Annotated in this window: 19 protein-coding genes; 12 read left to right on the top strand and 7 right to left on the bottom strand. The window is 36.9% G+C overall.

All coding sequences use genetic code 11. The features are described from left to right. The first annotated feature begins 174 nt into the window (after nucleotides 1–174). The 5 genes from AC27VX_RS01680 (at nucleotide 175) to AC27VX_RS01700 (ending at nucleotide 6,121) form a co-directional block, all read left to right on the top strand. Nucleotides 175–1,410, top strand: a complete 1,236-nt coding sequence (locus tag AC27VX_RS01680) for an OmpP1/FadL family transporter (protein ID WP_236856869.1) — start codon at nucleotides 175–177, stop codon at nucleotides 1,408–1,410. A gap of 12 nt (nucleotides 1,411–1,422) precedes the next feature. Beyond that, nucleotides 1,423–2,886, top strand: a complete 1,464-nt coding sequence (locus tag AC27VX_RS01685) for an SGNH/GDSL hydrolase family protein (RefSeq protein ID WP_300685777.1) — start codon at nucleotides 1,423–1,425, stop codon at nucleotides 2,884–2,886. An 85-nt stretch (nucleotides 2,887–2,971) separates the two neighbouring features. Continuing rightward, nucleotides 2,972–3,910, top strand: coding sequence for a ribose-phosphate pyrophosphokinase (locus AC27VX_RS01690; RefSeq protein WP_236856871.1), 939 nt, complete (start codon nucleotides 2,972–2,974; stop codon nucleotides 3,908–3,910). A 55-nt stretch (nucleotides 3,911–3,965) separates the two neighbouring features. Then, nucleotides 3,966–4,607, top strand: a complete 642-nt coding sequence (locus AC27VX_RS01695; RefSeq protein ID WP_236856872.1) for a 50S ribosomal protein L25/general stress protein Ctc — start codon at nucleotides 3,966–3,968, stop codon at nucleotides 4,605–4,607. Nucleotides 4,608–4,900: 293 nt separating this feature from the next. Beyond that, on the top strand, nucleotides 4,901–6,121 hold the full coding sequence (locus tag AC27VX_RS01700) for an aminotransferase class V-fold PLP-dependent enzyme (RefSeq protein WP_488693550.1): 1,221 nt from the start codon (nucleotides 4,901–4,903) through the stop codon (nucleotides 6,119–6,121). A 35-nt stretch (nucleotides 6,122–6,156) separates the two neighbouring features. Here AC27VX_RS01700 and AC27VX_RS01705 read toward each other — a convergent pair whose 3' ends face one another. The 5 genes from AC27VX_RS01705 to hemA form a co-directional block, all read right to left on the bottom strand. Then, nucleotides 6,157–6,285, bottom strand: coding sequence for a bacteriocin (locus AC27VX_RS01705; protein WP_236856874.1), 129 nt, complete (start codon nucleotides 6,283–6,285; stop codon nucleotides 6,157–6,159). A 191-nt stretch (nucleotides 6,286–6,476) separates the two neighbouring features. Continuing rightward, nucleotides 6,477–7,508, bottom strand: a complete 1,032-nt coding sequence (gene hemE / locus AC27VX_RS01710; protein ID WP_047376227.1) for a uroporphyrinogen decarboxylase — start codon at nucleotides 7,506–7,508, stop codon at nucleotides 6,477–6,479. Nucleotides 7,509–7,555: 47 nt separating this feature from the next. After that, a complete protein-coding gene (locus tag AC27VX_RS01715) occupies nucleotides 7,556–8,239 on the bottom strand; it encodes a uroporphyrinogen-III synthase (RefSeq protein ID WP_488693553.1) in 684 nt (227 codons plus the stop codon). Between the two features lie 58 nt (nucleotides 8,240–8,297). Beyond that, complete coding sequence (hemC, locus tag AC27VX_RS01720) at nucleotides 8,298–9,206, bottom strand: hydroxymethylbilane synthase (protein WP_488693555.1); 909 nt, start codon at nucleotides 9,204–9,206, stop codon at nucleotides 8,298–8,300. Beyond that, nucleotides 9,193–10,467 carry a glutamyl-tRNA reductase gene (gene hemA / locus AC27VX_RS01725; RefSeq protein WP_236856877.1) on the bottom strand — a complete coding sequence of 425 codons (1,275 nt, stop codon included), beginning with the start codon at nucleotides 10,465–10,467 and terminating at the stop codon, nucleotides 9,193–9,195. Before hemA ends, hemC begins: the two co-directional genes overlap by 14 nt. A 419-nt stretch (nucleotides 10,468–10,886) precedes the next feature. Here hemA and AC27VX_RS01730 point away from each other — a divergent pair, with 419 nt between their 5' ends. The 6 genes from AC27VX_RS01730 to AC27VX_RS01755 all read left to right on the top strand — a co-directional run bounded on the left by AC27VX_RS01730 (nucleotide 10,887) and on the right by AC27VX_RS01755 (nucleotide 17,242). Beyond that, entirely contained in the window at nucleotides 10,887–11,912 is a 1,026-nt protein-coding gene (locus AC27VX_RS01730) for a rod shape-determining protein (protein ID WP_002982450.1), read from the top strand. Between the two features lie 28 nt (nucleotides 11,913–11,940). Then, on the top strand, nucleotides 11,941–12,795 hold the full coding sequence (gene mreC / locus AC27VX_RS01735; RefSeq protein ID WP_236856878.1) for a rod shape-determining protein MreC: 855 nt from the start codon (nucleotides 11,941–11,943) through the stop codon (nucleotides 12,793–12,795). Further along, nucleotides 12,788–13,294, top strand: a complete 507-nt coding sequence (locus tag AC27VX_RS01740; protein ID WP_236856879.1) for a rod shape-determining protein MreD — start codon at nucleotides 12,788–12,790, stop codon at nucleotides 13,292–13,294. Before mreC ends, AC27VX_RS01740 begins: the two co-directional genes overlap by 8 nt. After that, complete coding sequence (locus tag AC27VX_RS01745) at nucleotides 13,291–15,336, top strand: peptidoglycan D,D-transpeptidase FtsI family protein (RefSeq protein WP_300686500.1); 2,046 nt, start codon at nucleotides 13,291–13,293, stop codon at nucleotides 15,334–15,336. Before AC27VX_RS01740 ends, AC27VX_RS01745 begins: the two co-directional genes overlap by 4 nt. Next, complete coding sequence (gene rodA / locus AC27VX_RS01750) at nucleotides 15,333–16,562, top strand: rod shape-determining protein RodA (protein ID WP_236856881.1); 1,230 nt, start codon at nucleotides 15,333–15,335, stop codon at nucleotides 16,560–16,562. The genes AC27VX_RS01745 and rodA overlap by 4 nt, the downstream gene beginning before the upstream one ends. Before the next feature lie 107 nt (nucleotides 16,563–16,669). Next, nucleotides 16,670–17,242 (top strand): pentapeptide repeat-containing protein, encoded by a 573-nt coding sequence (locus AC27VX_RS01755; protein WP_488693559.1) that lies wholly within the window; start codon nucleotides 16,670–16,672, stop codon nucleotides 17,240–17,242. Nucleotides 17,243–17,428: 186 nt separating this feature from the next. On the opposite strand, the gene AC27VX_RS01760 is transcribed toward AC27VX_RS01755, so the two are convergent. Continuing rightward, nucleotides 17,429–18,139 (bottom strand): C40 family peptidase, encoded by a 711-nt coding sequence (locus AC27VX_RS01760; RefSeq protein WP_300687723.1) that lies wholly within the window; start codon nucleotides 18,137–18,139, stop codon nucleotides 17,429–17,431. Nucleotides 18,140–18,477: 338 nt separating this feature from the next. Continuing rightward, entirely contained in the window at nucleotides 18,478–20,673 is a 2,196-nt protein-coding gene (locus AC27VX_RS01765) for a glutamine synthetase III family protein (RefSeq protein WP_300687721.1), read from the bottom strand. 388 nt (nucleotides 20,674–21,061) lie between these two features. Between AC27VX_RS01765 and AC27VX_RS01770 the strand changes: the two genes are divergently transcribed. After that, complete coding sequence (locus tag AC27VX_RS01770; RefSeq protein ID WP_236856885.1) at nucleotides 21,062–22,753, top strand: DUF6909 family protein; 1,692 nt, start codon at nucleotides 21,062–21,064, stop codon at nucleotides 22,751–22,753. Nucleotides 22,754–22,792 lie beyond the last annotated feature (39 nt).

Raw genomic sequence — 22,792 nt, forward strand, 5'->3', positions numbered from 1 at the left:
TTTGTATTTGTTTTAAAATGAATTTAAATGTTTAATAATCTTTGTTTTGTGGTTCTTTTTATTTAAAGTGTTATTTTAAACATAATTTTCTTTTAGGATATTGTTTAAAATATTAGCAAATATTAACAGACCTATGTAAAATAATTTTATATTTGGGTTATATAATAACAGTCTATGAAAAAAATATTAGTATCAACTGCTTTATTGGCGGGAGTTCTATCTTACGCAGGAGGCTTCAGAGTTTCCCTGCAAGGGGTAAAACAATTGGCAATGGCGCATACTAGTGCTCATGCCGAAGATGCGAGTGTGGCATTCTTTAACCCTGCGGGTATGTCATTTATCCCTTCCAAGCTGAGTATAGCGGCAGGAGGGTTTGGTGCAAGTAATAAGGTGACTTTCCAAAACCTTAATACTTTACAAAGTACATCTACGGATAACCCTTTGGGAACTCCTTTCTATGCTGCTATTACTTATAGACCAATAGAAAAACTGTCCGTAGGTCTTAGTGTAACAACACCTTTTGGAAGCACAATTCAATGGCCGGATAACTGGGAAGGTAAGGAAATGGTACAGAAGCTGGAACTGAAGAGTTTTTACTTCCAGCCAATGGTTTCTGTGAAACTTGCTCCTTGGTTGGCTTTTGGTGCCAGCTACATCTACGCAAGAGGAATCGTGGACTGGGATAAAGGTGTAACACAATTCGGAGGACAGGTTAATATTAAAGATACAAAAGCGAGTGGACACGGATATGGTTTTGGTTTCTATTTCAGACCTGATCCTAAGTTGGATGTGAGTATTGCTTATCGTTCACCGGTGGATATGAAGGCTAAAAACGGAACAGCTACATTTCAGTTCCCATCACAATCTATTTATTCTCAGTTGAAACTTAACGCAGCAGGACAGGATGGCTTTTCAGCAACGCTTCCGCTGGTTGAAGAATATACCATTGGTTTAACCTATAAAGTGACCCCAAAATGGCAGGTTTCTGCAGACTTTAACTACCATGGGTGGGAAAGATACAGTAAACTTGTATTGGATTTCCAGAATGCACCTATTGGAAATCAGGCAGATCCAACAGTTCTTGTAAGTCCTAAGAATTTTAGAAACTCAAAAACATTCAGATTGGGAACTCAATATGCGTTCACAAATATGATTTACGGGCGTTTAGGAGCTTATTATGATGAATCTCCTTATAGTAATGAAAACTTTATCGCGGAAACGCCTTCATTTGATACCTTTGTAGTTACAGGTGGGGTAGGATTCAAGCTGAAGAAATTTGGAGTTGATCTTGCTGGAGGATATGCAATGCCTCAATACAGAAATGTGAATAATGCGGCTCTTGGATTCTACGGACAGGCAAAAGCAAAAGCATTCTACTTTGGTCTAGGAGTAACTTATAATCCTTTTTAACTTTAGAAAACTATGAAAAAAATTATAATATCGACAATTGCTGTTTCTGCACTTCTTTTTACAGTAACAAGCTGTAAGACGGATTTCGATACTGATGTGAAAGATATCCAGGTAACAAAAGGAGACGCAGACTTTACAAGATATATTTCTTTAGGAAACTCCCTTACTTCCGGCTACAGAGACGGTGCACTTTACAGCAGCGGACAGAGTGAATCTTATCCAAGCATGATTGCGGGCCAAATGCAGTTAGCAGGAGGAGGAGCATTTAAACAACCTATGATGCCTAATGATATCGGTGGATTTACAAACTTGTTTAATCCTGCTACAGGAGATTTTGCTGGTAAATATGTGCTAAGTCTTGTGAATGGAGCATTAACTCCGGGCCCAACGGCTCCCGGTGGACCTTTGGATAATATCTCAGCAGGTGGGCCTTACCAGAATATGGGAGTTCCGGGTGCAAGAGTAGCTCATTTATTAGCACCAGGATATGGAAACCCAGCGGGGTTAGTTTCTGCACCCGCCACTGCTAATCCATATTTCGTAAGATTTGCCTCTTCGGTATCAGCTTCTGTAGTGGGAGATGCGCTGAAGCAGGATCCTACTTTTATCTCTTTATGGATAGGAAATAATGATGTTTTATTATATGCAACTTCAGGAGGTGCAGATCCAAACGTTCCGATTACACCGGTAGATGGTGCAGTAGGAATAGGTTTCAGCAATACCTATGCTTATTTAGTAGATCAATTATTCCCGGCAGGAACAAAAAGAAAAGGAATCATTGCCAATATTCCGTCGGTTACTAATGTTCCTTATTTTACAAGAGTTCCGGCTATGCCGCTTACAGGACTTACAGGAGCTCAGGTAACTCAGCTGAATACAGGATATGCTCAGTACAATGCAGGATTACTTCAGGCTAAAACATTAGGAGCAATCAACGATGCTGAATATCAGAGAAGATTAATCAAATTCACTGCAGGTGCGGTTGCTAATGGTGCTGTTATTGTTGACAAGGATTTGTCTACAGTTCCAGGACTTCCAAAATACAGACAAACTACAGCTAAAGATTTAATTCTTTTACCGGCAAGTAAAGTTCTTACTCCGGATGCAGGAGGTGGTACTTCAGTTCCTTTAGAAGATAAATTGGTGCTTACGGAAGCTGAAACAGCAAAAGTAATAGCTGCTACAACAGGATATAATACCGCTATTAAAAAAGCAGCAACAGATAAAGGTCTGGCATATGTAGATATGGATGCTAAAATGAAAGAGTTGAGCTCTACATCAGGAATTCTTTGGGATGGTGTGAGATACACTGCAACATTCGTTACGGGAGGAGCTTTCTCTCTTGATGGTGTTCACCTTACAGGTAGAGGATATGGTATCGTTGCCAATGAATTTATCAAGACAATTAATGCTAGATATGGCTCTACGTTACCGCAGGTAGATCCTAATAAATATTCAGGAGTTAAATTCCCTTAATAATTGATAAAATAAAAACTTAGAAACCACAAGAGTATATCTTGTGGTTTTTTTTTAAATTTGCAGAATCTTTTAAAAAGTAAAAATGGCCGATCAGTTAAGTTATCTATTTTGTACAAGAACCAGCAGGGACTTGGCAGAGAAAATTGCCCACAATTATGGGAAAGAATTAGGAAAAATCAACTTTCAGGAATTCAGCGACGGGGAATTTGAGCCTGTTTTGGATGAATCTGTAAGAGGAGGGAGAGTTTTCCTAATCGGATCTACATTCCCGCCTGCAGACAATCTTTTAGAACTTCTTCTAATGATTGATGCAGCGAAAAGAGCTTCTGCAAAGAGCATTACCGTAGTAATTCCTTACTTCGGACTTGCCAGACAGGACAGAAAAGACAAGCCAAGAGCGCCGATCGGTGCCAAGTTAGTTGCAAACCTTCTGACTGCAGCGGGAGCAACAAGAGTAATGACAATGGATCTTCATGCAGATCAGATTCAGGGATTCTTCGAAATCCCGGTTGATCATTTGTATGCATCTTCTATTTTCGTAGATTATATCAGATCTCTGAATCTTGATAATCTTACCATTGCTTCTCCGGATATGGGAGGTGCAAAAAGAGCTAAAAACTATGCAGGTCACTTAGGTGCTGAAGTAGTAATTGCTTACAAAGAAAGAAAAAAAGCAAACGTTGTAGAAGAAATGTTCCTTATTGGTGATGTTACAGGAAAGAATGTTGTTCTTATCGATGATATGATTGATACTGCAGGAACTCTTTGCAAAGCTGCAGATATCTTAATTGAAAAAGGAGCAAAAACAGTAAGAGCGATGGCGACTCACGGAGTGCTTTCAGGAAAAGCTTACGAGAATATTGAGAAGTCACAACTCTTGGAAGTTATTGTAACTGACTCAATTCCTGTTAAAAATAATTTGTCATCTAAAATAAAAGTGCTATCTTGCGCCCCATTATTTGCAGATGTTATGGCAATGGTTCATGAGCACAAATCAATTAGCAGTAAGTTTATTATTTAAGTGATTTTTAGCAGTTTGCAAAATTAAATTAGAACAATTTTTTAAATTTTTATAAATGAAATCTATTACAATTCAAGGTACAAAAAGAGAAAGCGTGGGCAAAAAGTCTACAAAAGCTTTACGTGATGCTGAATTAGTTCCTTGTGTTGTTTATGGAGGTGGCGCACCTTTGAACTTCTCTGCTGAAGAGAGAGCTTTCAAAGGGTTAGTATACACTCCTGAAGCACACACGGTATCTATTGAAGTTGATGGTCAAACAATTCCAGCAGTTCTTCAGGATATTCAGTTTCACCCGATCACAGACAAAATTCTTCACATTGACTTCTATCAATTATCTGATGATAAGCCAGTTGTTATGGAAGTTCCTGTAAGAATTACTGGACGTTCAAAAGGTGTTGTTGCTGGTGGTGTTTTACGTCAGTCTTTCAGAAAGCTAAAAGTAAAAGCTATTCCTGCTAACTTACCTGATGAGATCGTTGTAGATGTTACTCCATTAAGAATTGGTAACAAACTTTACATCGGTAGCATCAAAACAGAAGGATATTCTTTCGTGCACCCGGACAATGCAGTAGTAGTTGCTGTTAAAATGTCTAGAAATGCAATTAAAGGTGCAGCGGCACAGGATGATGATGAGGATGAAGAAGTTGCAACTGAAGAAGGAGCAGCTACTGACGCAGCTGAAACTGCAGCAGAATAAGATTGCTTATTTAAACAATAATATGAAACCTGTCAATTTTTTGACAGGTTTTTTTATTAAATAATGGTAGAAAAAAGCTCGGAGAATCATGGAAGTAAAGAAACCAAAAAGCCTGGTCATGTTTCATGGATATTGAGATGAGCTTTGAAACTTATTGTATATTTTCAACATACAGTATTGAATATTTCTATCAGCTGATAACTATCAGGCTTCATCCTCATGCATCCTTTCGGAAAAAAAGCCGTAAATTTGAAGAGTTCTAAATAAGAACGTTTTAATTAAAAATAAAATAAATGTTTGACATTCAGGAAATAAGAAGCCAGTTTTCTATATTGGACAGAGAAGTGAATGGTAAGCCTCTGGTTTACCTGGACAATGCCGCAACGTCGCAAAAGCCAAATTCGGTTTTAGAAGTCTGTCACGCATATTATACAGAGCTTAATGCTAATGTACACAGAGGAATTCATACTTTGAGCCAATTAGCAACGGAAGAAATGGAACTTTCAAGAAGAAAGATCCAGAAATTCATTAATGCTGAACATGACTTTGAAGTTATTTTTACTAAAGGAACTACAGAAGGGTTAAACCTTATCGCTTATATTTTAACACAGAAACTGCAGAAGGATGATGAGATCATTATCTCATATCTTGAGCACCACTCCAATATCGTTCCTTGGCAGATGCTATGTGAAAGAACAGGTGCAAAACTTCGTGTTATTCCTATTGATGAAAACGGTATTCTTCAGTTAGACCAGTTTGATAAGCTATTAAGTGAGAAAACGAAGGTAGTTTCTGTTAATCAGGTTTCCAATGCATTAGGAATTGTAAATCCTATTGAAGAGATCATCGCAAAAACAAGAAAAAATACAGAGGCCTATATCATTATTGACGGCGCTCAGTCTGCACCGCATTTCAATATAGACGTTCAGAAGATGGATTGTGATTTCTTTGTTTTCTCGGGTCATAAAATGTATGCTCCTATGGGAACAGGTGTTTTATATGGTAAGCGTGAAATATTAGAAGCTTTACAGCCGTTTCATGGAGGAGGGGAGATGATTGCAACGTGTTCTTTCGACGGAACTACCTACGCCGGGCTTCCGTTTAAATATGAAGCAGGAACGCCAAATGTGGGAGGAAATATTGCCTTAGGTGCAGCTGTTGATTTTATGAACAGAATAGGACACGGAAATATTCAAAAACATGAGAATGCTTTATTGGAATATGCTCAGAGACAGCTTTTAGAAATAGAAGGCATTAAAATCTATGGCGAAAAAGCTCATAGAACAGGTGTTGTTTCTTTTAACCTTGAGGGAGTAGGTATTTCTTCAGATGTAGGAATGATCCTTGATAAAATGGGAGTTGCTGTAAGAACAGGACATCACTGTACACAGCCTATTATGAACTTCTTTAATATTGCAGGAACGGTAAGAGCAAGTTTTGCAGTTTATAACACTTTTGAAGAAATTGATATTCTGGTAGAAGGAGTAAAGAAAGCCAAGAAAATGCTTGGCTAAAAAATAGAGAAAAAGCAGCTTTTAAGCTGCTTTTTTTATGAGTTCCACGGAACACAATAGCATCGTCCGTTAATAATAACCTGATGATAATCGTCAGCACATTCAAGGCAGATCTCTCTTCCGCCCATTATGCTTTTCAGGGCATCTTTGTTTAATTTTTTCATGATAATGATTTAAAGTGTTAATAATCAAAGGTAAAGATAAATCTAAAACAAAGTGCTGAGATAAGAATATATTTTAAAGGACGAATCAATTACGCTTTTAAGTATAATGATATAAAAATGAAAAGCCCTGACCTTGGCGGTCAGGGTTTTTGCTATATTGTAAAACTGAAGGATTTAAAATCCTATATTGTTTAAAGGTTTGGTTTCCAGTCTACCACCGCTCTGATGAATGCTTCAGCATTCTCTACAGGAACATTAGGTAAAATTCCATGTCCCAAGTTGGCAATGTATCTGTCTTTTCCAAAACGGTTGATCATTTCATTCACCATTTTCTTAATTGTTTCAGGTGTTGAATGAAGTCTTGCAGGATCAAAATTCCCCTGTAACGTCATTGTATGATTGGTCAATGTTCTTGCGAATTCCGGTTTGATTGTCCAGTCTACCCCAAGAGCGGAAGCCTTAGACATCGTCATGTCTTCCAGTGCAAACCAGCATCCTTTTCCAAATACTACTACATGAGTAAGAGGGCTCAGTGCTTCAACAATCTGATTGATATACTGCCATGAGAATTCCTGATAATCAGTAGGAGAAAGCATTCCTCCCCAAGAATCGAATACCTGCACAGCAGAAACTCCCTTTTCTACTTTTCTCTTTAAATAAGCAATCGTAGTATCTGTAATTTTCTGTAGTAATAAGTGTGCAGCTTCAGGCTGTTGGAAGCAGAAAGATTTTGCAATATCAAACGCTTTGCTTCCTTTTCCTTCTACGCAATAACATAGGATTGTCCAAGGAGAGCCAGCGAAACCGATCAATGGAATATCGTTGTCCAGTTTCTGAAGTGTCAGTTCAATAGCATCAAAAACGTAGCCTAAAGTATCATTCACATCCGGAGTTTCAATATTTTGAACCTGTTCCATTGTTCTGATAGGAGTATCTAACCATGGTCCAACGGATTCCTTCATTTTGAAATCAATTCCCATTGCCTGAGGAACTACCAGAATATCAGAAAACAGAATCGCGGCATCCAGTGGAAATCTGCGGATAGGCTGTAATGTAATTTCAGCAGCAAGTTCAGGGGTCTGACATCTTGTGAAGAAATCATACTGGTCTCTTAGAGCAATGAATTCCGGCAGATATCTTCCAGCCTGCCTCATCATCCAGACAGGAGGTCTTTCAACGGTTTCTCCGCGAAGTGCTTTTAAATATAGGTCGTTTTTAATCATAATCTATTTTAAACTAATATTACCGTTCCAATTCGGTAAAAAATATTCTATTTGGTTCTTCCGGTTTCCCTTCTTATCAATTCAAAGATGGAAGTAAGTGTATTTTCTTCGGAAGTAAAAATCCTTTCCTGAGTATAATTTCTCAACTCGGAGGATGTGGTTTCCCCAATTGAAAAAATCTTCATGCCCTCCATAGAATTTCGCCTTGCAAAACTACGAACTCCGCTCGGACTAAAAAATACTGCAGCATGATATTTTTCAGGTATTAAAGGGTTGATTTCCTCTGTATTATATATCGTGATCTTTTTATATTTTATGTTTTGTAAAGGAAGATCCTTATCCAGAACATTAATGGCAAGATTGCCACAGAAGTGAAGAAATTGCTCGTGCTGGCAGCTTCCGATGATAAATCTGGAAAGTGTATCAGCATTTTTCAAAACCTTGAATGTCCCGAATCCAAACTTTCTCAATGCCCTCTTTGTCTTTTCACCTACACAATAAATTTTATTGTAATTCTTTGCTGTAAAATTTTCGTTGGGCTTAAATCTGTTTTTAAAAAAAGAAGCCACTCCATTTACACTGGTGAAAATCAGAGAATAGTTTTTCAGATCAAAAGGATTGATGATAATAGGTTTAGTCTTAATTACCTCAATACAGTCAACCAGCATATCCTCTCCTAATTCTTTGGATATAATATTCTGGTCTATATTTTTGGTAAATAAGATTTTCATGCCTGTATAAGTTAAGAAGATGAAAAAAGGATCGTTAAAAGAATTTAAAACCTAAAATTTAGATCTGGCTTTTGATTTCTGCCATTAATTCCTTTCCTCCGTTTTCCAGAATTACTTTTGCGAATTTTTCTCCAAAGTTTTCTGTAGAATTGTATTCGAAGTTTTCATCAACAGCAATGCAGTTTTTGCCATCCAAAGAGCACAGTGCTGCTTTGAATCGGATTTGGTCTCCGATGATTTCTGCAAAAGCTCCGATAGGCGCAGTGCAGCCTCCTTCTAAAGTGCTTAAGAAATTTCTTTCAATTTCTACACAGATCTGCGTAGGCTGGTGGTTGATCTGACTTATAATTTCATTGATTTCCGGTTTTTCAGAATGTCCTGCTACAGAAATCACTCCCTGAGAAGGAGCTGAAATCATTACTGGGAGCATCTCATAATCGATCTCCATTTTCATTCTTTTGATTCCTGCCAAAGATAAGATGGTGGCATCAAAGTTTCCGTCTTCCAGCTTTTGAAGTCTGGTTTGGATATTTCCACGGATATCCGAGAATTCCGCGGTTGGATAATTTCTTAGCCAGAATGCCCTTCTTCTTAAACTGCTTGTTGCCAGTTTCAGTTCATGAAATTCTTTATTTCTTGAAGCTTCTTTTCTGATCAGGATGTCTTGTGGATAATCTCTTTCAAGATAGGCAATCATCTCAATATTATGAGGCAATTGAGTAGGTACGTCTTTTAAAGAATGCACCGCAATATCAATTTCATCATTCAATAGGGCAATATCAAGGTCTCTTGTGAAAACCCCTGTGATTCCTAAAGAATATAAAGGCTGATTAAGATTCTTATCGCCGGAAGAGACGATAGGAACAATCTCCGTTAAATAATTATTGTTTTGAAGGTGCCTCGCAACCTCTCTAGCCTGCCAAAGTGCAAGTGCGGAATTTCTGGTTCCAATTCTAATGCTTTTCATTGAATTCGTTGTTTGGTTGTTCAACTAATATTTCGTGCATTAATTTACTGATTTCTTCGGCTTTTAAAGGATTGTCGATGATATATTTTGCAAAACGGTTGGTGATTTTCTGGATCATTTTATCAGAAAGTTCCATGTCCGTGATGTTTATGTATTTATTCTTTTTATAAAAATTATGCATCTCATTGCGTTCCATATTCTTTAAAACGGCTTTGAAATGATGAATATTGGGTGCCATTTTTCTCTTTTTCTCCCATTCAATGAAATCCTTCATCATTTCTTTGATGATCTTTTCAGCTTTTGGGATTTCCTTTTCCCGCTGTTGGATAGTCTCCTGGATTTGTTTTGAAAGTTCATCCACATCAATCAGCGTCACATTTTCGTTCTCAGTGACGTTCTTTTCAACGTTATGCGGAATGGAAAGGTCAATAACCAATGTTTCTTTTCCATTCGGAAAGTGAGACTGGTTCACAATAGGATGCTTGGCTCCCGTTGCTACAATAAGAATGTCTGTATTTTTTAATTCCTTGTCAAAATCAGAATAATCAACATGCGGAATATTATATTTTTGTGAAATTTTTTCAGCTTTCTCCTGAGTCCTGTTGGCAATTTTTATTTTAGGCTGATAAACATGCTTTACCAGGTTTTCAACCGTATTTTGCCCTATTTCACCTACTCCCAAAAGAAGGATGTTTTTTTCGGTGATTCTCTTTTGGCTGTTTAGGATATAATGAACTGCAGCATAAGAAACTGAGGCAGCTCCATTGGAAATACCTGTCTCATTTTTAATCTTCTTGGAAATCTGAATGGCAGCATTGATTGCTCTTTCCAGATACGGGTTAGAATTTTGTCTCTCTTTTTTGAAGCGGTTATATGCTTTTTTAATCTGTCCGATAATTTCAAAATCTCCGATAATCTGACTTTCAAGACCTGCTGCTACTCTGAAAAGATGAATTAAAGCTTCCTCTTTTGTAAGGATATTAGCAAACTGAAGAAAATCAGTAAGATGTACTCCAATAGTTTTGCAATACTCTTCTGCTACCAGCAGATAATTGGACGAAGTAGTATAAATTTCTGTCCTGTTACAGGTGGAAACCACAAATGCATCACCAAGATCTTCCTGATGGACCCTGGAAACAAAATTTTTGATGTTCTCATCAAAAAATGCAAATTTTCCTCTCGTTTCTACATCGGCTTTCTCGTAGCTTATGGAAAGCACGGCAAAATTTGATGTTTGATGGATGTGGGAATACTGTAACATAAGCAGTCGCAAATTTACGTTTTTTTTAATTAATCATTCTCTGATAGTGTATATGATAATTATCGTAAAAAACTATAGTGCAGATCGGAATTTATTACTTAAAGTTTCGGTTTTCGTAAATGGGTTGGCTTTGCAAGGCATTAGGAGCGGAGGAAGAAGATTGAGGTTTAATCAATGCAAGTATTGTTGATGTATTTGTTTTTCTGTTTTTTCGTGTTTTTGCCCTTTCATAATTTTACCTTTTCACGGCTTTATTTTCCCCGTTAATTTTAGTTGAACTCAAACTCTGTAAACATCTAGACTGAAAGTTAATAAAGAATTATAAATTTTAATAAAATTTTAACCAAATTAAGTTGGCGGGAAATTTCTTTAGTAGTGTTAAATTTATATCTTTGTAATCTTAAAATCAGAAGAAAAATATGAGTTTATTTGATATGTTTACGCAAGAAATTGCGATAGACCTAGGAACTGCTAATACCCTTATCATCCATAATAATAAAATTGTTATAGATCAACCATCAATTGTTGCAATTGAACGTTCTTCGGGTAAACCCATTGCTGTAGGTGAGCAGGCTAAACATATGCAAGGTAAAACTCATGAGGATATCAAAACAATCCGTCCTTTGAAGGATGGAGTTATTGCAGATTTCCACGCTTCTGAACATATGATCAAAGAATTTATCAAAAAAATTCCTGGGATCAAAGGTAAATTCATACAACCGGCATTACGTATTGTAATCTGTATTCCTTCTGGTATTACTGAAGTTGAAAAAAGAGCGGTAAGAGACTCTGCTCAGAAAGTCAACGCAAAAGAAGTAAGGTTAATCTATGAGCCAATGGCAGCAGCAATTGGGGTTGGGATTGACGTTCAGAAACCTGAAGGGAATATGATTATCGATATAGGCGGAGGAACTACTGAAATTGCTGTAGTAGCTTTAGGAGGTATCGTATGTGATAAATCTGTGAAAATTGCTGGAGATGTATTTACTAATGATATTGCGTATTACTTAAGAACTCACCATAACCTTTATATCGGAGAAAGAACAGCTGAGCGAATCAAAATTGAAGTAGGTTCTGCAGTAGAAGATCTGGATGTAGATATCGAGGATATTCCGGTACAAGGTAGAGACCTTATTACAGGGAAGCCTAAAGAAATTATGGTTGGATATAAAGAGATTGCACGTGCATTGGATAAATCGATTATCAGAATCGAAGATGCCGTAATGGAAACTCTTTCTCTTACTCCGCCGGAATTGGCAGCTGATATTTACAAAACAGGTATTTATCTTGCTGGAGGAGGGGCTTTGTTAAGAGGTCTTGCAGACAGAATTCACAAAAAAACAGGTCTTCCTGTATTTGTTGCTGAAGATCCGTTGAGAGCTGTTGTTCGCGGAACTGGTATTGCCCTTAAGAATATGGATAAATTCAATTTCTTAATTAAATAATTTTAACTTTTTACGACTATATATCTGAATGGGATTTTTGCTGAGATTATTTTCGAAGAATACTCTTTTTGTCTTCTTTATATTCCTGCAAATTATTGCTCTGGTTTTGATATTCTCTAGAAATGCAATGCAGAGATCCTGGGTGGCAGGCCAAACGGCTGCGTTCAATTCCTGGGTGTCCGGATATATTGATGAAGGAGTTTCTTATCTGAAGTTAAAACAGATCAATGATGATCTTGTAGTTCAGAACAAGGCCCTTATGGCTGAACTTTACGGAAAAGACGGATCTAAGAATCCTGTTTTCAAAAGAGTTCATGATACCATTGGCGGAGGGCAGATCTATACTTTTGTAGATGGTGAAATCGTCTTCAACAGTATCAACCGAAGAAATAATTATTTCACAATCAACCGTGGCCGTAGAGATGGAGTCTTTCCTCAAATGGGAGTGATGGCGCCAAGAGGTATTGCGGGGATTGTTATAAACTCTACAGACAGTTATGCATTGGTTCAGTCAGTCTTAAGTGTAAATAAGATCAGAATTAATGCCGCACTTAAAAATTCAGGATACTTTGGTACTTTAACATGGAATGGAGATAACTCCAGGGTAATGCATCTTGCGGATATTCCAAAATATGTCGCATTAAAAGTTGGAGACACCGTTGTGACAGACGGGAAATCTGCAATTTTCCCTAAAGGACTAACGATTGGTACTATCGCAGGTTATTCTGTAGACAATAAAACCGGCTTTTGGGATATCACCGTTGAGCTGAGTGAAAAAATGGGAGCGTTGAATAAAGTGTATGTAGTAAAGAATCTTAAGAAAGCAGAAGTGCAGAAGATTCAGGATACTATGCAGGCTGTAATAAAAAAGGAAAATGATTAGCAGAACTTTATTTACAGATATATTGATCATGATTTTTCTTGTTGCATTACAGATATTTGTATTGAACAGGATTACGCTTTTCGGGAAATATACTCCGGTATTATATCCTGTATTTGTCATGTTCTATCCTTTTTTCAGGAATAAATTTCAGTTCCTGGCATTGAGCTTTTTAATAGGACTGTCTATTGACGGTTTTCTTTATTCATGGGGGATTAATGCATTTGCTACAACGTTGATTGCTTATTTCAGAACGTTGATTTTCAGAACCTCCACAGACACATCTACGGACTTTTTCTCTTTTCAGTCCCTTCAATGGGCGCAGTTTTTGCTGTTTTTATTTTCAAGTATCTTTCTGCATCAGCTTTTAGTACAGTATATCGAGTTCTTTAAGTTTAGCAGATTTTTTGAAATATTATTTAATGTGTTGGTAACAAGTGTAATTTCCTTTATATTTATCGTTGTTTACGCATTAATATTTAAAATCAAACAAAAAGTTTGAACACACGTTATTTAAAAATCTTTTCCATTCTTGTTGCTATCGCCATTATTTTTGTGGCGAGGCTTGCATATTTACAGTTGTTTACCGACCGTTATGCACTAAACGCAGCCAATACATCCATCAAAACAGAATATGTTATTCCGCAGCGAGGGGTAATTTTCGACAGAAATGGAAAGATCATGGTAGGAAACCAGCCGGCATATGAAGTTTCTTTTACGCAGGCTTTAATGAAATCAGACTTTGATACTCTTGGGTTCTGTAGCCTGATGAAAATCAGTAAGCCCGATTTTATTAACAGGATTAATCTGATTAAAAAAGAAAAATACTACTCTAAACTGACCCCGATGACCTTTCTGAAGGATCTGAGCAGGGAAGATATTGCAAGAGTTCAGGAGATTATTTTTAAATATCCGGCCTTTACTATTGTGCAAAGACCACAGCGTCAATATGAAGTATCCACATCAGGAAACCTTCTGGGATATACCAGTGAAGTAAACGAGAGAGAGATTAAAAAAGATTCTACTTATTACTTACCGGGGGATTTTATCGGAAAAACAGGGGTTGAAAAATCTTACGAAAAAGAACTTCGAGGAATAAAAGGAATAAAATACATCCAAAAAGATATCAGACTCCGAAATATTGGTTCTTATAAAAACGGTTCTCTGGATAGAGATGTTATTACCGGTAAAGATATTACATTAACTATTGATTATGACCTTCAGAGAACGGCTGAAGAAATGCTGGTGAATAAACACGGAGCAATTGTTGCAATCGATCCTAATAATGGGGAAGTATTAGTTGCTGCTACCGGACCGGACATTGATCCTAACCTTTTCACCGGACCTAATAAATCAAAAAATTTATACGCTTTATCTAAAGATACACTTTACGAAAATAAACCTACATTCGATAGATCATTACAGGCGGGGTATCCTCCGGGATCTACTTTTAAACTATTGACTGCTTTGGCCGCAATGCAGATGGGAGTAATGGATGAAAATACAATTTTCCCTTGTGGTGGTGGATTTTTCTATAAAGGTAAGAGAATTAAAGGCCACGGGGGAGCCGAGCCGTTGATTCCTTCTATTCAGGTTTCCAGTAACTGCTTTTTTACCTATGCATTTATAGCGATCATCAAGAAATATCCGGGAAATCCCTCAAAAGGTGTTGATGAATGGAAAAAAATCATGAGCAGCTTTGGAGTAGGTGAATTTTTAAATAATGATTTTGCCGTAGGGGCAAAAGGAAGAATCCCTTCCGGAGATTTTTATGAGAAAAGATTTAAAGCCATCATGAAAGCGAGCGGCTCTAAGAGAACTGATTTTAAAAACTGGGATGAGATGTCAACTGGGGCTATTTACAACGGGATGGGGCAGGGAGATGTTCTGGTAACTCCTATTCAGTTAGCTAACTATGTTTCTGCTATTGCCAATAAAGGATGGTACTATACTCCACATATTGTAAAAGCAATTGACGGCAAAGCCAATCCGGATCCTAGATTTAAGGTAAAACATAAAACTCTTGTAGATCCCAAGCATTTTGAGCCTGTTTTAAAGGGAATGGAAGCTGTGGTCTTAAGAGGAACTGCGAGAAGTCTGAAATCAAATGATTTCACTCAGCTGGCCAAAACAGGTACAGCTCAGGTTCCGCAAGGAAAAGATAACTCTATTTTTGTACTGATTGCTCCTGCTGATAAACCTAAAATTGTGGTAGTTGCAGTAATGGAACATGCCGGATTCGGGGCAACGTGGGCAGGTCCGGCTTGCACTGTGATCGCTGAAAAATATATTACCGGTGATCTTAAGAGAGAAAATCTCTATAAAAAAATGATCGGTGCCAGTTTTATGCCTGAATATAAAAGGCAGTGGATAGCAGATCTTAAACGTAAAGGTTGGTATATAGACCCTAAACCTGACTCCATCAGACGAAAAAGAATAAAAGATAGTCTGGAATTTGTAAAGCAACAAAAAGCCAGGCTGCAAAAGAATATAGGAGAGGAAACGAAAAATAATAACCCTGCTAAAAAACCCGTGAAGCAATGAAATGGACTGAAGGAATAGATAAACTGGGCCTTGGGCTGTATTTCCTGCTTTGCATCTTTGCTATTGCAAATATTTACAGTGTGGATCAGAAGCTGGGTGAAAAGCAATTGATGTTTTTCTGTATTTCTTTGTTCGTAGGACTTATGATTTTCTTTAGCCGAAGCAAGTTCTTTGAGAATATGGCGGGGATCATTTACATTGGGGGAGTTCTTTTACTGATTGGACTTTTTCCCTTTGGAAAGGAGATTCTGGGCCAGAAGAACTGGTATAAATTCGGAAGTTTTACCATGCAGCCTGTAGAGTTTGCAAAAATAGGAACAGCACTGATGCTGGCCAATTATGTTTCCGGGCCTGATTTTAATCTGAAAAACAGGAAATCTCTGTGGACTACTTTAGCTATTATAGGTATTCCGGCAGCAGTAGTTCTGGCAATTCCGGATGTGGGTTCCATGCTTGTATTTATTGCGTTTTTCATCGCTTTATATAGAGAGGGATTGAGTGGACTTTTGTTTGGAATAGGATTTATTTTTGCAGGAGTCTTTTTAGTTGCGCTGGCTGTACCTCCGGTATATGTTGCTGTAGCTGTTTTGGTGATTGCCGGTGTTCTTATTGCCATGAATTATCATAGAATGTCCTGGGACGTCATCTCTATATCAGGAATTGCAGGATCTATTCTTTTATTATGCGGACTTGCATTTGGATCTCCCTATATCTTAGAAAAGCTTCCAAAGCACCAGAGAGAGAGAGTTGAAGTTCTTTATAAAGGAGAAAAAGCGTTTAGAGATACCTCTGGTTATAACTTGCTCTATTCAAAAACAGCCATCGGATCAGGTGGGCTTTTGGGGAAAGGATATCGTGAAGGATCCGTTACTCAGGGGAAATTTGTTCCTGAGCAGGAAACCGATTATATTTTCTGTACTGTAGGAGAGGAGTGGGGATTCTTAGGAAGTGCTATTCTGATTTTATGTTACATGGTTTATATTGGCCGTATTTACTATCTGGCAGAAAAGCAGAAGTCTACCTTTAACCGCGTATTTGGATATTGTTTTGCCTCTATTTTGCTGATGCACTTTTCAATCAATTTAGGGATGGTTATGGGGCTTTTCCCAACAGTAGGTATTCCTTTGCCATACTTTAGTTATGGAGGAAGTTCTTTGCTGGCATTCTCTATGATGACTTTTATCTTCTTTAAACTTAATTATTCAGACAAGAATAGTTTGGTATAAGCTTAAAGATTATTCCCTGAAGTTAATATTTAACCGCTTATTTTATTCAACAATGTTTATAGCCCGTGAAATCTGCGGGAGAATTACTGTTATCAAATATCATCTTTATGAAAGAAGCTTATATTGTAGATCAAAATTTTGAAAACATAGATTTTTCACAGCTGGAAAAAGGAGAGTACGAAAACTGCACGTTCAGAAACTGTAATTTTGAATATGTAGATCTGTCGGGCTTTAGTTTTACAGACTGCGAGTTTATAGGATGTAACCTCAGCATGGCAAAGCTTATGAAAACAGCCTTCCGTGATGTGGTGTTCAGAGAATGTAAAATGTTCGGACTTCAGTTTAATGATTGTAACGGCTTTGGATTATCTCTTAAATTTGAAGATAGCGCTTTGAACAATTCTGTATTCTATCAAACCTCAATAAAGAAAACGGTTTTCAAAAATTCTAAGCTGATAGAGGTTGATTTTACTGAGGCTGATCTGTCAAATGCTGTCTTTGGTAACTGTGACCTGTCAGGTGCTGTTTTTGACAGTACAAACCTTGAAAAAGCAGATTTCAGGACTTCGTTCCACTATTCAATAGATCCTTCTTTAAACAGGCTTAGAAAGGCTAAATTCTCGCTTTCTGAAATCTATGGCTTACTGTACAAGCTGGATATTGAAATTGATAAGAGTTAGAAGTCAAAAGTTTAATATATAAAAAAGAAAATTGATACTGTTTATCATTAATAGGAGCGGGCTTTAGATCCGCTTTCTCTTTAAGGATATATTCCGTTGGCTTACCAAAAACATATTAAAACAATACCAATAAAAAAGCCATCAGAATTCTGATGGCTTCATTATTTAAATCAATTATTTATAAAACTAAAAATTTGCTGGTGTAGCTGGAGTAATAGCCGCTAAGTTATTATAAGATTCTCCTTCTTCATTGATTACTCTTTTTGCGAATCTGAACTTAGGTCCCCAGTAAGAATCATTCAGAGAAGATATCATTACTCCTTTGGATGTTGCTGCGTGGATAAACTTGATCTCACCTTCTTCACTAACACTTTCTACAATACCTACGTGAGAAATTCTTCTTCCATGAGAAAAGAAGATTAAATCTCCTTTCTGAAGGTCTCCTTTTTCAATTTTTTCACCTTCCTGAGCCTGAGATGCTGCTACTCTTGGTAAGCTAAGACCTGCTGCCGCTCCGAATACAGAAAGAACAAAAGCTGAACAATCTATACCGTTTCTTGTAGTTCCTCCATATCTGTAAGGAGTTCCAAGGTATGTTTCAGCTTCAGTAAGGATACCGTCAATGGTTTTATTATGTTTGATTGCTTTTGCAATCTCAGAATTCTTAATTGTTTTTTTAGCATTAGCTATAGATGCTGCCTTTTCAGCTAGAAATGAATCTATCAATTTCTGCTTATCCTGCTCCATTTTTTTGTTATCTATAGAAGCTAGTTTGGCATCTGTTTTGTATTCTTTTGTGTAAGTTGCTGGTTTTGAAACTACATAATTAGTAGCACACGATTGCAATGAGACTGTAGTAACTATAGCGACTAAATAAGACAAAACTCTTTTCTTCATATATATTTGATTAACCGTGTTAAAAAGGGATATTTATTTTCAAAAGCATTACAAAAGTAGAGATTCCGAGCAAAAGACTCCTCTTATGATAATTATCAGGATCTTATTTTAACACTATTTAACATATTGTTTACATATGTTAAAGAAAAATAAACCGCAACCGCCTATTTTTGGCGAGTATGCGGTTTTTTTTATTAAGATTCTTTAACAAACAATATCGATTTTCTTCTATAAATCGGATTCTTTGATTTAAAACTCTAATTTTCAAGGCTGTTAATAAATCAAAAAAATTCCCCGGAAAACCGAGGAATTTAAACTAATATGGAACTGTACAGCTGTTATTTGGTAAACAACATTTCTCTGTATTTTGTCATAGGCCAAAGCTCATCGTCTACCATCATTTCTAGTGCATCAGATGCGTCACGAATAGGGTCAAATAAAGGTTTTACTTTGTTACAGTATTCTTCTGCCTGTTTTTGGCTGTCTGAAACATCTTTTGCAACTTCTCTGGCTTTAAGAAGGGCTTCAACTCCAAGTTTGATTTTAGAGACATTTTCGGAAATGTCTGTAATCAAACTCATTTGTTCTTTTGCCAATGGCTTGAAGTCTTTGTCTCCAAAAATTTCTTTAAGACCTTTTACGTTTTCAATTAATCTGTTCTGATAATTTAAAGCAGAAGGAATAATGTGGTTTCTTGCGATATCACTCAATACTCTAGCTTCAATATCGATTACTGTAGAGTATTTCTCCAGTTTGATTTCGTTTCTTGCCTCAACTTCTCTGTGGTTGAAAATTCCCATCTCCTCATATAGATCTAAGAATTTTTTGTCCATTTCCTGCTTAAGAGCTTCAGGAGTTGTTTTAAGGTTGTTTAACCCTCTTTTCTCAGCTTCTTTTGCCCAGTCATCAGAGTATCCGTCGCCTTCGAACATGATGCTCTTGGATTGCTTGATGTATTCTCTTAATACGTTGAAGATGGCTTCGTCTTTCTTCAGACCTCCTTCTATAAGGCTGTCCACTTCTTTTTTGAAGTCGTTAAGCTGCTTTGCTGCAATAGTATTCATTACCGTCATAGACTCTGCACAGTTAGCAGAAGAACCTACGGCTCTGATTTCAAATTTATTTCCTGTAAATGCAAATGGAGAAGTTCTGTTTCGGTCTGTATTGTCTAACAGGATTTCAGGAATTTTTCCAACTACATTTAATTTTAATTCTGTTTTTTCTTCCGGAGATAATTTTCCGCTTGTTACTTTTTCAAGTTCTTCCAAAACACTGAACAATTGGCTTCCGATAAATACGGAGATAATTGCAGGAGGAGCTTCGTTCGCTCCAAGTCTGTGGTCATTGCTTGCAGAAGCAATACTTGCTCTCAGAAGATCCGCATACTCATGAACCGCTTTTATTGCGTTAACGAAGAATGTTAAGAACTGTAAGTTTTTCTTTGGATTTTTTCCTGGACTTAATAAGTTTTCTCCAGTGTCTGTAGCTAAAGACCAGTTGTTGTGTTTTCCGCTTCCGTTTACTCCTGCGAAAGGTTTTTCATGGAATAGAATGTGGAAGTGGTGCTTGTGGGCTACCCTTGCCATGATGTCCATCAATAAAGAGTTGTGGTCTACAGCGACGTTTACCTCTTCAAACATTGGCGCTAGTTCAAATTGGTTTGGAGCTACTTCATTATGTCTTGTTGTTGCAGGAATACCAAGTTTCATACATTCAATTTCCAGCTCCTTCATGAAGTTCATTACCCTCGTAGGAATAGAACCGAAATAGTGGTCATCCAGCTGCTGTCCTTTTGCAGGAGAATGCCCTAATAACGTTTTACCTGTTAAAACAAGGTCCGGACGTGATTGGTATAGTGCCGAATCTACAAGGAAATATTCCTGCTCCCAACCCAAAGTAGGAGTTACTTTCGTTACATTTTTGTCAAAATACTGCATTACATTCGTTGCAGCCTCATCCACAGCGTTCAAAGCTCTTAAAAGTGGCGCTTTATAATCTAAAGTTTCTCCTGTGTAAGAAATAAAGATAGAAGGAATACATAATGTAGTTCCCATGATAAATGCCGGAGATGTAGGATCCCAGGCTGTATAACCTCTTGCTTCAAAAGTATTTCTGATCCCTCCGTTTGGGAAAGAAGATGCATCAGGCTCCTGCTGAATCAGCATGCTTCCACTGAATCTTTCGATTGCTCTGCCTCCTTCAATAGGGGTAAAGAAAGAATCGTGCTTTTCCGCTGTAGTACCTGTCAAAGGCTGAAACCAGTGCGTGTAGTGAGTTGCTCCTTTGCTCATTGCCCAGTCTTTCATCGCTACTGCTACCTGATCTGCAATATGCCTCTGGATTTTAGTGCCTTTTTTAATGGCATCCATAATAGAACCGAATGCTTCTTTTGTTAAATACTCTCTCATCGTTTCTTCAGAGAAAACATTTTTACAGAAGAGTTCTGATAATTTTGCAGGGATTTCAACAGAATTATCTTTTCTGAAATCCTTAAACGGAAGTGTTTCTAATGCTTTGAATCTTAAGGTTGACATATTTAGGTGATTTTTTACAGGGCAAATTTACAAAAAAAATGAATCAAAAATAATTTAACCCTAAAAAAATAAGGGGTGTTGTTTAATTTTAACTAAAATTTAAACAATGGTTTTGTTTTTTAACAGGGGGTGTTAACATTTAGAATATAACGTTTCAGATTTTAGAATGGACAACGTTTACTAAGGGGAGCTTTAGTCTCAACCTTTAAAAATTTATGCCAGTATAAATATAACATTAAATATAAATATTCATTTCCTGTTAAAATAGATAAGAAGACCAGTATATTATCAAAATAAAGCGGCTTATCTATGGGTTTTAAACAACTTATTAAAAGATAGTTAAAATAAGTTGAGAGGAGATTTTGTATATTTGTGTGAAATTTATTTTATGACAAATTCTAGAGCAAGAGAAACCACCGAGGCTATCGAAAGACTATACATCTCTATGAGACACTTATTTTATAGAGGATTTTTCAAGCCAGGAGGGGTTTCAGGAGAAAGTATAAGAAGTTTGTTGAAAACCATCAATCCGGAAATTTATGGGACCATGAATATTCCGAACAAATTGGAGCTTGACGGCTTGATGTATGTTTTGGACAGACTTCCGGAAGGGATTGAGGAGTGTGCTTTTATTCATCTTACATCTGATGAAGGTTTTGATAAAGGAAGTTTCGAACCCATTGTTCCTAAGAAAAGAAGAAGAAACTGTTATAGAATTGATGAACACCAGATGAATATTGAGGTTCTTTTGGGTCGTTCCGAAATTTATGACATTCTTACCCACCTTACATTTCTATTTATAGAAGCTGATAAAATTCGTAACCAGGCTTTCATTCGGGATGAAAACTGGAAGCCGACACGCGCCTTTAAAATTATTGAAGAGGTCGTGAAGGGTGAAAAGAAATACAGCAGAAAAGAAAAAGAGGTTGCTCTTATTCATCTTTCATCTTTAATAGGAAGAACTTTTGAAGAAACTTTAAGAGCTTATAACACTTTTGGAGATGATGACAATCCGGACCGATTATTTAAAATCATCTATAACTTAGGAAAAGTAAGTCTTGAAGATGCTAAAGAAACCACAGAAAGAGAAATTCATTTCAGTGCAATATTAAAGGAAAGAGTAGGACACCATTACTTTGGAGAAAAGTGGGCGGATAAGGTAAAGGAGGTTTTATTTGAAAACAATCTTCATATGCGTCCGCTGCATATTATCTCTGCCAATATGCACTCTGTTAAGAATATGCTTTATGCGAATGAGGCGCTTAAAAAGAAGCAGCATCATGAAGTAGACTACAAGTTGTATGAAGAGATTTCAAATAAAAAGGAACTTCGTGATAAAGTATCAAAATATGCTTTAGATGGAGGAATGATTCATATTGCTGATAAGAGTGGAAGTAATATTGATGTTCAGATCATTGATTTGAGCAAAACAGATTTGAAAAATACTCCTTTCAGTGATATTAAGTTTTCCGGAGATGATGTGGTAATGGTATTCGATTATGCATTCGGAGAGCAGGCTTTTGAAGTAATGGATGAATTACTAAAACCTTTTGAGCATAAGGGAGAAGTATATATGATGCATGTGAAATCTGTTTCCATTATGGGGAAAGCAGGAATTCTTACAGGAGAGAAAGGGGATATTATGATTCCTACCTCTCATATTTTTGAAGGAACAGCAGATAACTATCCTTTTGAAAATGCATTGAAACTTGATGATTTTAAAGATGATGAATTAAAAGCTTTTGAAGGCCCGATGATCACTGTTTTAGGAACTTCGCTTCAAAACAGAGATATTCTTTCTTATTTTATGAATACTTCATGGAGGGCTATTGGTCTTGAAATGGAAGGGGCACATTATCAGAAGGCTATTCAGGTTGCTTCTAAAATCAGACATCACATTTCACCGGATCTCTTTGTATGCTATGCGTATTATGCTTCTGATAATCCTTTGGAAACAGGAAGTACATTATCTTCAGGAGGGTTAGGTCTTACAGGAGTAAAACCAACTTATCTGATCACTTTAAGAATCCTTGAAAAGATCTTAAGAAGCGGAAAGAAAGAAGCTTCTTCTAAAAAATAATTGTAATCTTAAATGATAATACCAGCCTCAAATGTGTTT

This window comes from Chryseobacterium sp. 14P4.3.2 (genome assembly GCF_057799275.1).

Bases quoted from the DNA above. Each gene is read 5' to 3' on its own strand.
- mreC (WP_236856878.1), top strand. From the start codon at position 11,941: ATGGGATTTTTGCTGAGATTATTTTCGAAGAATACTCTTTTTGTCTTC.
- AC27VX_RS01765 (WP_300687721.1), bottom strand. From the start codon at position 20,673: ATGTCAACCTTAAGATTCAAAGCATTAGAAACACTTCCGTTTAAGGAT.
- AC27VX_RS01705 (WP_236856874.1), bottom strand. From the start codon at position 6,285: ATGAAAAAATTAAACAAAGATGCCCTGAAAAGCATAATGGGCGGAAGA.
- AC27VX_RS01730 (WP_002982450.1), top strand. From the start codon at position 10,887: ATGAGTTTATTTGATATGTTTACGCAAGAAATTGCGATAGACCTAGGA.
- AC27VX_RS01685 (WP_300685777.1), top strand. From the start codon at position 1,423: ATGAAAAAAATTATAATATCGACAATTGCTGTTTCTGCACTTCTTTTT.
- AC27VX_RS01690 (WP_236856871.1), top strand. From the start codon at position 2,972: ATGGCCGATCAGTTAAGTTATCTATTTTGTACAAGAACCAGCAGGGAC.
- AC27VX_RS01715 (WP_488693553.1), bottom strand. From the start codon at position 8,239: ATGAAAATCTTATTTACCAAAAATATAGACCAGAATATTATATCCAAA.
- hemE (WP_047376227.1), bottom strand. From the start codon at position 7,508: ATGATTAAAAACGACCTATATTTAAAAGCACTTCGCGGAGAAACCGTT.
- AC27VX_RS01680 (WP_236856869.1), top strand. From the start codon at position 175: ATGAAAAAAATATTAGTATCAACTGCTTTATTGGCGGGAGTTCTATCT.
- hemC (WP_488693555.1), bottom strand. From the start codon at position 9,206: ATGAAAAGCATTAGAATTGGAACCAGAAATTCCGCACTTGCACTTTGG.
- AC27VX_RS01760 (WP_300687723.1), bottom strand. From the start codon at position 18,139: ATGAAGAAAAGAGTTTTGTCTTATTTAGTCGCTATAGTTACTACAGTC.
- AC27VX_RS01755 (WP_488693559.1), top strand. From the start codon at position 16,670: ATGAAAGAAGCTTATATTGTAGATCAAAATTTTGAAAACATAGATTTT.
- AC27VX_RS01695 (WP_236856872.1), top strand. From the start codon at position 3,966: ATGAAATCTATTACAATTCAAGGTACAAAAAGAGAAAGCGTGGGCAAA.
- AC27VX_RS01770 (WP_236856885.1), top strand. From the start codon at position 21,062: ATGACAAATTCTAGAGCAAGAGAAACCACCGAGGCTATCGAAAGACTA.
- AC27VX_RS01740 (WP_236856879.1), top strand. From the start codon at position 12,788: ATGATTAGCAGAACTTTATTTACAGATATATTGATCATGATTTTTCTT.
- hemA (WP_236856877.1), bottom strand. From the start codon at position 10,467: ATGTTACAGTATTCCCACATCCATCAAACATCAAATTTTGCCGTGCTT.
- rodA (WP_236856881.1), top strand. From the start codon at position 15,333: ATGAAATGGACTGAAGGAATAGATAAACTGGGCCTTGGGCTGTATTTC.
- AC27VX_RS01700 (WP_488693550.1), top strand. From the start codon at position 4,901: ATGTTTGACATTCAGGAAATAAGAAGCCAGTTTTCTATATTGGACAGA.